The organism is Siphonobacter sp. BAB-5385, assembly GCF_002261125.1.
In the GTDB taxonomy this organism is placed as follows: Bacteria; Bacteroidota; Bacteroidia; order Cytophagales; family Spirosomataceae; genus Siphonobacter.
Window position 1 is genome coordinate 19,037 of record NZ_NMPS01000076.1, and the last position, 12,663, is coordinate 31,699.

Here is a 12,663-nt window from a genome sequence, read left to right on the forward strand (position 1 = left end):
AACAAAAAGCCCGTTCGTTCAGCATTGAACGAACGGGCTTTTTGTATGCCCCATTTACTTGAGAGCTTTATTCTTTTCAATGCGTAGCACGCGAGAAGAAGCCGAAGGACTAAGCAAGGTGAAGGTAGCGTCGCCGATGGTCGTTTCAATCTGTTTTTTCGTATCGAAATTCGTCTCCAGCCAGCGAATCACACCCGAGGGATCCGCACCGTCGTAGGGTAAAGTTCCGATCAATACAAAAAAGGGAAGTGTATTGCGAATGTTTTTGCCGGGCGTAATCGTTGCGGTCGCCTTCACCGATTCAACGGTATTCACGTCCGAACTCATCGTCACGATCATGTACTCCGTGGAATCCGTACTTTTCCGGTTCGTCCAGCTATTGCCTGATTTTCCGCCAATGTTCTTAAGCGTTGTATACCCTTCTTTTTCCAGCCGGGTGTAGATATCTACGGGCTTTATCCCACCAATGGCTTCAACTGGCTTGGTCTTGGCACAGGCGAAACCCAGCAATACGAGCAAGAGCAACAGGTAATTTTTCATACGTAAAAGTCTTCAATGCATACGTCCCTTCTGCGTTCGTAGCGACCTATACTTCAGCCAATAAGGCTTCGGATAACAGAAGAGATTTGTTGATGGGTACTACGCCGACTTCTTCGCAAACGAGACCACCGCCTAAATTAGAAAGGCCCGCGATCTGTTTAGGTGAAAGCCCCAGGGCAACGCAACAGGCCGCGATACTAATCACCGTATCGCCTGCCCCTGATACGTCCGCAATCTGACGAATGTGGGCGGGCAAATGGCATTTTTGTTCCTGAAAATCAATATAGACGCCGCGTTCGGAAAGCGTAATCAGTGTACCATCCAGCGATAAGGCCTCTTTGAGTTGTTGGGCGGCAGATTCAAGTTCAACGGGTTTGCGTACATCGAAGCTGATGTTAAGTCCTTCGCGTAATTCTTTCAGATTGGGTTTGAAAAGCGTAGTTCCTTTGTAATGCAGGAAGTTTCGCTTTTTCGGATCTACTACCGTTGGAATATTCAGCTCGCGGGCCATTGCCACGACTGCTTCAATGAGTTCTTTTGAGATGACTCCTTTGTCGTAATCTTCAAAGATGATTACCTGGCAACTGCTGGCAAGCTCTCTGATTTTAACCAGCAACGCTTCGCGTTCTTCACTGGAAATCAGGGCGTCGGTTTCTGTATCGACCCGTACGACCTGCTGACTGCCCGCAATGATCCGTTCTTTCACCGTCGTAATGCGTTCCTTACTCCGTACAATTCCCAATGTGGCGAGTCCTTTACTTTCCAGCAAATGACACAGCTCATCGCCGTAGGAGTCCTTCCCAATCACCGAGCAGGCAATGGCCTTTGCTCCGAGTGCCTGTACATTCAGAAGTACGTTTCCGGCTCCTCCCAGACGAAACTCCCGGTTTTGGGCGACCACGACGGGAACGGGAGCTTCGGGCGAAATACGATCGACGCGACCGAATACGTAGCTGTCGATCATCACGTCGCCGATCACTAATACACTTAATTCATTAAACGCCTCAAAGACTGCTGGTAATAACATATTCTCAATGATCTGTGATCCATCATCCGGGATCGGGACCCTACGTTCGGTAAGCAAGCCGAATGGGGTTACTAAAAAATGTTGTCAAATAAATAACTGAAGCTGATACCGAACGTCTGGTTTTTGGCATTGGTCGCCATGTCCGAGACATTCGTCAGTCCCTGCTGATAAAAGGCCGTTAGCTGAAAGTAATCAAACTGTACGCCTACGCCGCCCTGCACGCCGTAATCGAACCGTTGCAGATCATAGTTATACCGAATGCTGTACTCGCTCTGTACGCTTCCGTTTTCGCGTTCACGGGTTTTGCCGCCAATGCCGCAGGCTACGTATCCCCCGCCAAAGAGTAGGAATTTCGTATTCTTTTCCTCATTACCGATTTTCCACATCAAATTGACGGGCAAGTCCAGATAATTCAGGGTCGTTGTCGCTCTCCGCGTTCCTACCTTAAAATCAGCAATGTATCCGCGTTGAACAAACAGTAAAGTGGGTTGAATACTGAGTGTATTTTTCGCATCCAGTGGAATATCGGAACCAAGGCCCGCGTGAAAACCCGCCTTTGAAATCGGGGCATCCAGCTCCGAACTCAATGCCTGACTCATACTGGACACATTACCACCCGCTTTGAATATTAATTTACTCTGTCCCCAGACAGCCGCTGGAAACAGCAGAACAAAAACCCAAACCAAATATCTCATACAAAATCGTGGATTAGATGACAAAAGAGAGGTCCTTCTTCAGCAGATAACCTCCATAAGGATTCGAACATACAAGTCTGACAAACGTCTTTTTGTTTAGAATGCGTCGTCAAAATAGTATTTGATGAATAGTCCAAACGAACGGTTGGAAACAGACCCGTTGCGGGCCAGATTCGATACGTTCGCTAATCCCTGGCTATAGGTGAGACCCAATACCGTATAATTCCGGCGAATCCCTACCGAGACGTTAATGCCATAATCCAGACGTTTCAGGCTTTCTTTAAAAGGATCTACGTTTACCCGGTGATAGGTCTGTACGGGCTCAAAGCCGGCCTGACTGGAGTCAGCAGCAAAACCAACTTTGTTAAAACGCACCTTATTTTTTCCGTAAAAGCCGTAGCCTACGTACCCTCCGGCTGACGCATAAAACTTCGTGCGTTCGCCTCCCACCTGAAGGACTACATCCAGCGGAATGTCCAGGTAATGCAGGGCATTCCAGCTGCGGGTACGGTCAGCAAACCGGAAAGTATTATTATCACCATACGTGTATTCTCTTTCCGGAGACCGTTGTTCAGACCAGTAGCCCCGCGGACTGTATCGCAGCCCTACGTTGATGCCTATCATTTTAGGAACCAGTTCAATATTACGGGCAAAACCGAACGTAAAGGCGGGTTTAATCATGGGATCGCCAGTGTTGGGCACTAAGCTACGGCTCATGTCCGTACCGCTTAATCCCATCATAAACACCCATCGCGGGTCAGCTTCACGCTGGGCAAAGACAGAAAGGGAAGACAAAAACAAAGAAATACTCAGTAGACAGACTTTTTTCATGTGAAGGAAGTACTACGTGTTCGAACCGCAAAGAAACAAAAGGAATCGGGAATGGCGAGAAAATGCGGGCTACTTCTTCCACCCTTTTATACTTGACATACCCAGCTCACAAAAAAACCGGAAATTTGCATTCCCGGTTTTTCTACTTACAAACGTTTATTTTTTCTTCAGTGACATCAAGTATTCTACCAAATCCGCCAAGTCCTGATTGCTAAGGTTTTCGTGCAGTCCGGAAGGCATCATGGAGTCGGCCTGTTGCTTCATGCTCTTCACCTGCGTCATTTTCAGGCGTTGGCTCGTCCCACCGGGATATTTTAAATCCAGGTCTGATTCGGTTTTACTGGCTACGATACCCGCCAGCGAAGAACCATCTTTCAGTTGAACTTCCCAGCCTTCAAAGCCGAAACTAATTCCCGCTGAAGGATACAGAATGGCCATGTACTGCCCTTCTTTCGGTAGTTTAGAGCCAATTTCCGAGAGTTTCGGTCCAAAATCTGCTCCCTGACCGTTGACCTGGTGACAAATGGCACAGTTCTGAGCAAATACCTTAACCCCCCGCTGAACGTCTCCCTGCAGAGCCAGTAATTCATCGATTTTGGGCAGTGGTTTTCCGGTGGTCGTTTCGCCGCTTAAGTAGCTGGCGGCTTCCTTACTTACGGCTTTTCGCCAGGCGTTAGCCACCCCCTGTACGGCATAGGTAATGTATTCTTTTTCGATTTTACCACCCTTGAGTAAAACCAGAATTTCGTCTTCGCCCATCATTGAGCCGCCCAGATTACGGGTAGCCAACTGCCGTACCCACTTCGGCTGACGCTTATCCAGAGCCAGAGCAGACAGGTAACTGATGGATTCTTTCGTACCCACCTTCCGTAGAGCCGTCAAAGCTTTTCGGATTTTAGCTTCGTCTTTACCGTACAAGATCGCCTTTACCTGCGAGCCACCACCCTGCACGAGTAGTTGATTCATCGCGATGCGGCCCAGGTTTTCGTCCAGCGGATCGAGAGCCGTTCGCAACAATTTAGGATTTTCTTCGGGCAAACTGTAGCGGGTGGCGTATACCAGGTATTCACCGTTGTTGAGGGTAGCCATTAGCTTACGTAACGTGGCTTTGGCAGTTGGATTATTTCGAACGAAATCCGCATCCAGGTGCATCAAGGCCAGCTTGGTCAACTCCGCCTGACGCGTCGAATTGCCCTGCAACAATTTCACCAGTGTTTCTGATTTCACTTTTCCCTGGTGAAAATCAAAGGCCCGGAAGTACCGCAGCCGTTCGTTCGATAACGACAACTGATCATCCGTAATGAGTTGGTACAGATAAGGAATGGCCTGATCCGTACGAGCCCGCCAAACGATGTCTTTTTCAGCGGCCGTTGCCGTCGGCTTCGGATGCAATTTCGTATATGCCGCAAAGTAACTATCCCACTGCCGGTCAGCTCCAACGCCTAAGGCCTCCAGATACCAGCGGTCTTTTCCATCGTACTGATCCGCCAACGAAGCCCAGAGTTCAGCGGCTTCGGGGGCCTTCTGATGCCGCAGGGCAATAGCACACTCGCGGCGTACGGCTGGGTTCGAGTCTTTCGCTAGTTGACGGACGTACCCCAGCACGTTCAGGTTCAGTTGACGAGCCGCCCGCAAACCCGCCATTCGCAAGTCGGCGTTGGCATCTTTCAAGGCTTCTTCGACGTACGGCTGTCCCTTCATTTTGGCCAGTACCCAGAACGCCCGAGCCCGCATGCGGGGATTCGCGTCCGAGTGCCAGAGATTTTCAAGTACTGGGACGGCCTGATCTCCTAGCTTCATCAATGCATTCCAGGCCTTGTACCGCACTGACATATTCGGACTTTGCAGGGCCATCAAAGCACCGTTGGGATCATTGTACTGATAGCTGGGAGCCGTATACGATTGGTTGGTCGGAGCCACGCGGTACACCCGGCCCCGCGTCTGGTCGCCCGCCTGGTGACCACCCACACCCGGATCGTACCAGTCGGCAATGAGTAAAGAACCGTCGGGAGCTACCGAAACATCCGAAGGCCGGAACCAGCGGTCGCCGTCATTTTTGAGTAAATTTTCAATAGTTGCAGTATACCCCGCTCCGCTCGGTGTTACGGGATAACTCCGGACTACATTGTGCCCCGGTTCGCAGTGAATCATTTGATTTCGGTACACGGCGGGCAACAAATCGCCTTCATAAATGACCATCCCCGTAGGCGAACCACTGCCGGTTTGCAACAGGTTAGGTACTACGCCGGGGTCATTCAGGTGCCAGTGTTTGAGGGGCGTTTCCTTTTCTTCGTTGGTACGGCTGGCGGGCCAGTTGGCTCCGGTCATTTCATCGGTGTAGCCATAGTTGCCCCCTTCCAGGACGTAATTGATGCGTACGCCTTTGTTACCATCGTCGTCGTTGTCGGACTGCCAGACGGTTCCGTAACTATCTACGGCCAGTTCAAACGGATTTCGGAAGTTATGAGCCAGTACTTCTATGTTCGTAAAATCGGGGTCACAGCGGAACGCCATGCCTTGTTTGTACTTGTTTTTATTTCCCGTCTGAATGGGGTCGCCATCCTGATCTTTAATGAGATTTCCCTTCGCATCCCGCAACTGCTTTCCTTCGTTTCCGAAGTTAAAATACAGTTTTCCATCCGGTCCGAAGACGAAGGTGTGCATACCGTGGTCGTGCTGCTCGCCCTCAATTCCCTGGAAAATAACCGTTTTTTTATCGGCCTTGTCATCGCCATCCGTATCCTCAAACAACCAGACATAGGGGCTTTGCGACACAATCGCTTTGTTGCCCAGTACCAAAATGCCCAAGGGAGCATTCAGTTCCGGCCCCTGATACCAGACTTTCTGGACGTCGGCTTTACCGTCCCCATTCGTATCCTCCAGAATGACGATACGATCTCCTTTATCCGTCGTGGGGTTACCATTAATCGCCGGACGATAGTTATACGCTTCGGTAATCCAGACGCGACCTCGCTCATCCACGTCCATATTGGTGGGATTCTGTAGCATGGGTTCGGTTGCGTAGGTTCGCACCTCCAGCCCATCTACGGTTTTTAGCGTTCGCAGGGCATTCTCGGGCAGTCGTTTCTGAGCATCCGTCAGCACTGAATCCATTAGAGCATTGATGGTTCGGGATACGGGATTTTGCTGCACGGCAAGCAGCGAAAAGAGCCCTCCGGCCAGCGAAAAAGCCAGCCCCCAGCGAGCCGGTCTACTCCAGAAAGGATGCGTATTCATTCGTTTAGAGGTATTGTTTAAAGTTTTGTTCGTACTACAAGGCAGAAAAGATAGAACCAAAAATTGATTAAATCCAGTGTTTACGTCGGAACCATCCCAGTACCGACAGCGAGGAGAGCATCATCAAGGCCAGTGACAGCCAGAAGCCAATTGGCGAACCCGTGGAAGGCAGGTGATCGAAGTTCATTCCGTAGATGCCCGCAATGAGCGTAGGCGGCATAAAAACAATCGTTACCACCGTAAAGATTTTGATGATCTGGTTTTGCTCCAGATTGACCAGACCCATAAACGTGTTCTGAAGATACTCTAGGCGTTCAAAGTTAAACGTGGAATATTCGAGCAGTGAACTAATATCTTTCAATACCAGCCGAAGGCGTTCCCGGTGCGAATCAGGAAACAGGGAACTTCGGAGTACGTTGGAAAGTACCCGCTGTTTATCAATGATGGTTTCCCGCAGTAACATGGTATTTTCCTGGAGCGTATTGATACGAATCAGTACTTCCTGACGTGGTTTCTGGTCGGCCGTCAGCGATTTTGAGAGTAAGGAAACGTCCCTTGAAATAGATTCAAGCAAATCGGCATCGGTTTCAATGCGGGTTTCCAGCAATAAAATGAAAATGTCGGCTCCAATCTGAAAGGTTTCGTCACCGGTGACTTTCATTCGCTTTACCGTATCAGCAAAGGTCTTCGAGTCGCCCCGTCGGTAGGTAAACAAGATACCATTCCGCAGGATCATTGAAACCGGATAGGTACGGAAGCCTTCGGTATCAATACTCAGGAAGTTAGAGTTGGCATTCAACGCATCATTCTGCTCGAAAAATCGGGCGGAACTTTCAATTTCTACGATTTCCTGGGGGGTCTGAAAACTAACCGTGTATTTATTTTCTACCCATTCCTCTTCTTCCTGACTAGCCGACTGTAAATCAATCCAGATCACATTTTTTAGATGGCCCAGTTCCTTCACATCGTTTTCCCGCCGGATTTGCTTTCCTTCCTTGTAGTAAATTCTAACCACGTCTGCTTGCTATTATACTGATTCGTTTCTCAAAACAAACAACAAGTGTTCAGAGAAACAACTATACAGACCTCGCCTGGGCAATAGACGAAGAAAATTCCTGGGCGAAGGCTTCTTCCTTGCCGGATTGTTTCGCTTCAACCATAAAAAACCCGGCTTTTGCAAGCCAGGCTTTCGTTTTCAGGGGTAGGTTAACTCATCGAATCTTGAAAAATGACCGACGACAGCATTCGCATAAATACCACCGTACGGGGACAAAAAAGAACAAATATTTTACAGTAGCTGGTCTTCGACGTCTGTTTGTTGAGGTTGATTTACAACGAGGACAAGAGATGCTGCTAGACTCCATAACGGCGGTAAATGGATGAAAAAGTACAAAGTGTATGGGGGAAATGAATAATCAGATGAAAGTCTTTTATATAACTTACCTTTTGGTAATAATACAATTTCAACTGCTTGAGTTTAATCCGACTTTTCAACAATAAATAATTGTTAAATTTCCCATTCAAGCCCGCCCACGGCTCTTTTACCTGTATAGACATCCGCTTTGTCCCTGCTGACTCAACGATACAAAAGTGGTTGCTATCAGTACATAATGCAATTTTTATAGATAGACTTTCAATAGACAGATTGTAAAATAGTGTTTTTACATACATTTTTGTTATGAATTAATTCCGCCTGAATGTCCTTATCTATTATCCGCCTTTTTAAACGAGTTCCGAATGAATACGCCAAAGCATTTAGTCAGCATCGTATTCAATTAATCCGTAGCCGTATTTATTTACTTGCCTGGGCCACGGCCGCCTATTTTCTGGAGTTAATTATTCTGGATTGGGTCGCCTATCGAAGAGAGCAGTCCTTTGATGATGGGATTGGTGGATACTTAATCTACACGCAACTTCTCTTACTGCTCTGTTTACTGACCGCCGTATATACTTTGACCCACTGGCCTCGGGGAACGCTGCAGCTCTCTGCGAAAGCCCGGTTTGCCTACTACGCTAACATTACGTTAACCTGTACATACCTCTTCATTCGTTCCTTATTGGTATACAAGGCCCGGCAGTCCATCGTATTTTATTTCGTATCTCTGATTGCAGCACAGATTATCTTCCTGACCGACTGGCGGCCCCGGTTAACCATTTCGCTGGTGGGTCTGCTTTCGATGCTGCTTTTGATTTACATTACCCCGCTGGCGAATACCGACGAAAAAACCATTCGGCTCTTTGAGTGTACGGGCGTGACCGTCATGCTCTTCATTGCTTCTACGTACTTCTATAACACTGAAGTACAGATGTTTCTGAACCTGAATGTGATTCAGCAACAGAACAAGCAACTGGGTACGTATGCTCAGCTATTGGAACAGGAAAAGCATCAACGGGAAGAAGAACTGGAACAACGCAGTCGCGAGCTAACCAGCTATACGCTTCAGGAAGTCAAGTACAGCCGTTTTCTGGAAGAAATCAGGCAGCAGATTCAAAAGGAAAATTTAAGCGATATACGCCGAATTCCTGGTCAGATTACCACCTACCTGCACGGCGAGGATAAATGGACCTATTTCAAGGATGTGTTTGAAAATGTCCATCCTCATTTTTTGAGCGAATCATCGCGGAATTTTCTACGCTCAGTTCCAATGATCTGCGGCTGATGGCTTTGCTGAAGATGAATCTGAGCACGAAGGAGATTGCCGATATTCTGGGTATCTCACCCCAAAGTGCGAATACGGCCCGCTATCGCTTGCGTAAACGCCTGAATCTGAAGCCGGAGGATGATTTGGAAGCCATGATCCGGAATTTATAAATCACTTTCCAAAAGCCTGGTACTTTCAGAAAGTGGTACGCTCAGCGAGTCAGTTCCCATCGCCAGAGTGAGCCTTCTTCCGGGTCGAGTACTTCTGTTTTCTTCTGGAAGCCTACTTTGCCTAACACTTTGGCCGAAGAATTTTCTTCAGCATGCGTATGAGCGACAATGGTATGAACTTCCGGAAAAGTAAAGGCGTAATCCACCAGGGCATTCGCTGCTTCAGTGGCCAGTCCACGATCCCGGTGGCTGATTTTAATTTCGTAACCAATTTCCACGACTCCCTGATCGTTGGGCTGTCCTTTGTAGCCGCAACTGCCAATCAGCAGGTTCTCCGGACGATAAATGATCAAATGTGCACCCCATTTTTCAAGCGAAGGATCTTTCTTGACCTGCTGATAGAACGCTGGAAAAGCGTCCGTATTCTCACTCCAGCGACGAGGCACGTTTGCTCCAATCACTTGGCTGAGCACATTATTACCGGCCAGTACGGCTTCCCAAAGCGTTAGATCACAAGCTAGTAAACGAAGACGAGACGTTTCGATCATGAATCGGAGATAATTCTGATTAAGGATTGAATATAGACTAAAAAAGCGGAAAAGGTATCTTTTCCGCTTTTCAGGGGCTGTTGATTCGTAGGATTATTCCTCAAAAGGTACAAAATCCCGGAACGTCCGTTGCAGACTCTTGTCCTGCTGTTCCTGACTTTTCGGCTTTTTACGATCCTGCCAGCCCGCATCCAGTTCCAGAGCTAACAGGTCGTTTACTTTCATGGAAGCTTCAAAATCATCAAGGTCTTTAGCAAAAGTCTGTCCATTCTGATTCCGACGAGCGGATTTCAGGTTGTACTTCCGGGCAAAAATGTCTCCCTTGGTCTGTAACTCATTTCTTTTGACGATGATCTTATTCAACTGATCCACCAGCGGGCTGATAGAGCGACCAATGACTTCAGTAGCTTCCAGGGTACCTACCGTTGCGGTAGCGGTTCCACCTATCGTTGGGATGATTCGCCGGGCATTAATGGATCCTTTTTCGTCCCCCGTAATCGTCAAGGGCACCACCGCTGTACCGGCCCCGATTCCGGCATTCATTACCGAACGATTTTTCTTACCGGTCTTCGCCCGCTTGTACAGCTTGCTGAGTTCGTCCTGCTTTTCGGTCAATTGAGCAATCAGTTCCCAGGCCCGAATCAGGGAAGTGCGGTACTGAATATAGAGTTGAAGATCCTTTTCACGCTCGTTAACGGCATTTTCTACCGTCACGTGAATCCGTTTTTCATCCCGCTTCTGGCTCTTGTCCATCACAAAGAAGGTCAGGTTAAAGCCCAGCGTATCCAGTGGATCTTTCACGAAATCGTAATCTGGTCTCCAGATAAATTCGTACTGCGTGTTGGTATTTTTCTTGAGTGCTTCCTTGGGTATCGACCGGTTATCGGATAGGAACGAGAATTCCTGAATGTCCTGATCGCCGTTGGGGTCAGTCAGGTACAAGGCCAGGTTCAACGTCGTATTTTCCCGTAATTTGATGGTACTTACGTTGGGAACTACGGAAACAACCGGAGGCAAATCCAATTGCGTAACGTCGATCTTTAAACGTCCTTTCGTACGGGCTTTTGTAGGCTGATCTTCTACGAAAAATTCAACGTATAACGGTGATGTTTTAAGCTTATTGAATTGCGTCTGCGAAGGCTTCCAGGTAAATTCTCCCTGAGCCGATAGCTTCGCTCCTTCGGGTAACTGATCCGTAATGGGAATGAATACGATTGGATCCTGATCCGGGTCGCGTACTTCGTTTGGATCGATCTGGTACGTATTCTGTACGTTAAACTGTACGTAGAAAGGCTTCAAATCGCCAATAATGGGTGGCCGATTGACGTGTAGCACCCGAAACTCGGCACTCCGACGTACCTGTTCACCCTTATCAATGCTGGCGGCAAAAAGTACGGTAAACGTCTTGCTACCCTGGATCCGGTCTACGAGATCGTAACTCGGCGTCCACTGAAAATTTCCCAGCGAATCCAGCTGCATACCTTCCTGCCGACCTTCGACAATACTAAATCGAACGGCCGTACTATCCGCATGGCTTGGACGCGTCTGAAGTTTAAAGGAAAAAAGTTTTCCTTCCTCCAGTACATTCCAGTTGGACTGATCGGGAAAGATGATTCGCAGATTGGACTGAGCGGGCAACGCCGATTGAGCTATCGCCGTCAAATTGAATCCGATTAGAGCAAGAAATTGTACGAAAAAGAGTCGCTTTATGAAATATCTCATCATAGTAGCTGTATCATGGCTAAGGCTGTGTGCTTCTTTTCACGAAAAAATAGGGTAAAATATTGCATCCAGAGCCCATTTAGCGGTAGAAAGAAAGTACGATCGCGGCAAAAATAGAAAATAAAACTTTAGGAAGCCTGATTGAGAAAATTGGATTTTTAAAAAGTACGAACCTCCCGTTCAAATGGTTTACCTACGACAAAAAAGAATGAGTGATCATCTCACTTTAGGAGAATCACTCATTCCTTGAGATATTTCAAATCGTCTTACAAAAGCTTGTTTCTGCTTTCGAAAGACCGATTAGATTGCTTTCACGATGTTCACGAAGTCCCGTGACTTCAGTGAAGCTCCGCCTACCAAACCACCATCTACGTCCGGGCTGGAAAAAAGTTCGGCTGCATTGGCGGCGTTAACACTTCCACCGTACTGAATGGTGGTGTTATCGGCAACTTCAGCTCCGTATTGGCTGGCAATGTGGCTCCGCAGAGCGGCGTGCATATCCTGAGCCTGTTGAGCAGAAGCCGTCAGACCGGTACCGATAGCCCAGATGGGTTCGTAAGCGATCACAACCTGGCCGAATTGTTCAGCAGAAAGATGGAACAGGGCATTCGTCAACTGAGCCTGTACAAGGGCTACGTAATCTTCGTTCTGACGTTGTTCGAGTGATTCACCGCAGCAGAAAATAGGCTTCAGTCCATTTTCCAGGGCAATGTTTACTTTCTCAGCCAGAATTTCGTCGGTTTCACCGAAGAACTGACGCCGCTCACTATGTCCCAGAATTACGTAGGGAATGTTCAGTGATTTCAGCATCGGAGCCGAGATTTCGCCCGTATACGCTCCGGAAGCTTTCTGGTGGATATTCTGAGCTCCGATCGAAACCCGGCCGGTTGCGTACTGCTGCAGTGTAGACAGATACAGCGAAGGAACGCAGAGGACAACTTCTACGTCGCTGGTTACTTCGTCAGCAATCATGTGTACGATTTCCGAAGTCAACGCTACTGCTTCTTCGGCGGTTTTATTCATTTTCCAGTTACCTGCAACAATTTTTTTTCTCATGTGCGAAAAAAATATAAAAATCAGAAGATTACTTTTAATTAAAAAAATAATGCCTTTCCTGCGTAAGAAGCGGCATTTTAGTTTTTCATTCCGGCGACGAAAGTAGCGAAAATCCCCGAAAGTGCCGAAGTGAAGCTAATAATCATCGCGTAGCCTATTGATTATGAGCGATAAAGCGTGTACATTAAAGTCAGT

General features: G+C 47.8%; 11 protein-coding genes. 2 read left to right on the forward strand and 9 right to left on the reverse strand.

The annotated features are described in order from the left end of the window. Nucleotides 1-54: 54 nt before the first annotated feature. From BWI93_RS07425 to corA, 6 genes are all read right to left on the reverse strand, one after another. Complete coding sequence (locus BWI93_RS07425; RefSeq protein WP_094809774.1) at nt 55-540, reverse strand: hypothetical protein; 486 nt, start codon at nt 538-540, stop codon at nt 55-57. Between the two features lie 46 nt (nt 541-586). After that, nucleotides 587-1,567 (reverse strand): bifunctional heptose 7-phosphate kinase/heptose 1-phosphate adenyltransferase, encoded by a 981-nt coding sequence (locus BWI93_RS07430; RefSeq protein WP_176454157.1) that lies wholly within the window; start codon nt 1,565-1,567, stop codon nt 587-589. 71 nt (nt 1,568-1,638) lie between these two features. Further along, nucleotides 1,639-2,262, reverse strand: coding sequence for a porin family protein (locus BWI93_RS07435; RefSeq protein ID WP_094809776.1), 624 nt, complete (start codon nt 2,260-2,262; stop codon nt 1,639-1,641). Between the two features lie 96 nt (nt 2,263-2,358). After that, the gene (locus BWI93_RS07440; RefSeq protein ID WP_094809778.1) at nt 2,359-3,093 is read right to left on the reverse strand and encodes an outer membrane beta-barrel protein; all 735 of its coding nucleotides are present in this window, start codon (nt 3,091-3,093) and stop codon (nt 2,359-2,361) included. A gap of 156 nt (nt 3,094-3,249) precedes the next feature. After that, a complete protein-coding gene (locus tag BWI93_RS07445; protein WP_094809780.1) occupies nt 3,250-6,330 on the reverse strand; it encodes a PVC-type heme-binding CxxCH protein in 3,081 nt (1,026 codons plus the stop codon). A gap of 67 nt (nt 6,331-6,397) precedes the next feature. Further along, nucleotides 6,398-7,345: a magnesium/cobalt transporter CorA gene (corA, locus tag BWI93_RS07450; RefSeq protein WP_094809782.1), complete on the reverse strand. Its 948-nt coding sequence runs from the start codon at nt 7,343-7,345 to the stop codon at nt 6,398-6,400. Between the two features lie 682 nt (nt 7,346-8,027). Between corA and BWI93_RS07455 the strand changes: the two genes are divergently transcribed. Continuing rightward, entirely contained in the window at nt 8,028-8,990 is a 963-nt protein-coding gene (locus BWI93_RS07455; protein ID WP_094809784.1) for a hypothetical protein, read from the forward strand. Continuing rightward, nucleotides 8,990-9,142 (forward strand): sigma factor-like helix-turn-helix DNA-binding protein, encoded by a 153-nt coding sequence (locus BWI93_RS07460; RefSeq protein ID WP_094809786.1) that lies wholly within the window; start codon nt 8,990-8,992, stop codon nt 9,140-9,142. The genes BWI93_RS07455 and BWI93_RS07460 overlap by 1 nt, the downstream gene beginning before the upstream one ends. 41 nt (nt 9,143-9,183) lie before the next feature. Here the strand turns inward: BWI93_RS07460 and BWI93_RS07465 are convergent, their stop codons facing one another. The 3 genes from BWI93_RS07465 to tpiA all read right to left on the reverse strand — a co-directional run bounded on the left by BWI93_RS07465 (nt 9,184) and on the right by tpiA (nt 12,468). Further along, nucleotides 9,184-9,690, reverse strand: a complete 507-nt coding sequence (locus BWI93_RS07465) for a GNAT family N-acetyltransferase (protein ID WP_094809788.1) — start codon at nt 9,688-9,690, stop codon at nt 9,184-9,186. Nucleotides 9,691-9,783: 93 nt separating this feature from the next. Further along, nucleotides 9,784-11,352, reverse strand: a complete 1,569-nt coding sequence (locus BWI93_RS07470; RefSeq protein ID WP_233207705.1) for a hypothetical protein — start codon at nt 11,350-11,352, stop codon at nt 9,784-9,786. A gap of 360 nt (nt 11,353-11,712) precedes the next feature. After that, entirely contained in the window at nt 11,713-12,468 is a 756-nt protein-coding gene (gene tpiA / locus BWI93_RS07475; RefSeq protein ID WP_094809790.1) for a triose-phosphate isomerase, read from the reverse strand. Nucleotides 12,469-12,663 lie beyond the last annotated feature (195 nt).

Bases quoted from the DNA above. Each gene is read 5' to 3' on its own strand.
- BWI93_RS07425 (WP_094809774.1), bottom strand. From the start codon at position 540: ATGAAAAATTACCTGTTGCTCTTGCTCGTATTGCTGGGTTTCGCCTGT.
- BWI93_RS07430 (WP_176454157.1), bottom strand. From the start codon at position 1,567: ATGTTATTACCAGCAGTCTTTGAGGCGTTTAATGAATTAAGTGTATTA.
- BWI93_RS07435 (WP_094809776.1), bottom strand. From the start codon at position 2,262: ATGAGATATTTGGTTTGGGTTTTTGTTCTGCTGTTTCCAGCGGCTGTC.
- BWI93_RS07440 (WP_094809778.1), bottom strand. From the start codon at position 3,093: ATGAAAAAAGTCTGTCTACTGAGTATTTCTTTGTTTTTGTCTTCCCTT.
- BWI93_RS07445 (WP_094809780.1), bottom strand. From the start codon at position 6,330: ATGAATACGCATCCTTTCTGGAGTAGACCGGCTCGCTGGGGGCTGGCT.
- BWI93_RS07455 (WP_094809784.1), top strand. From the start codon at position 8,028: ATGTCCTTATCTATTATCCGCCTTTTTAAACGAGTTCCGAATGAATAC.
- BWI93_RS07460 (WP_094809786.1), top strand. From the start codon at position 8,990: ATGGCTTTGCTGAAGATGAATCTGAGCACGAAGGAGATTGCCGATATT.
- BWI93_RS07465 (WP_094809788.1), bottom strand. From the start codon at position 9,690: ATGATCGAAACGTCTCGTCTTCGTTTACTAGCTTGTGATCTAACGCTT.
- tpiA (WP_094809790.1), bottom strand. From the start codon at position 12,468: ATGAGAAAAAAAATTGTTGCAGGTAACTGGAAAATGAATAAAACCGCC.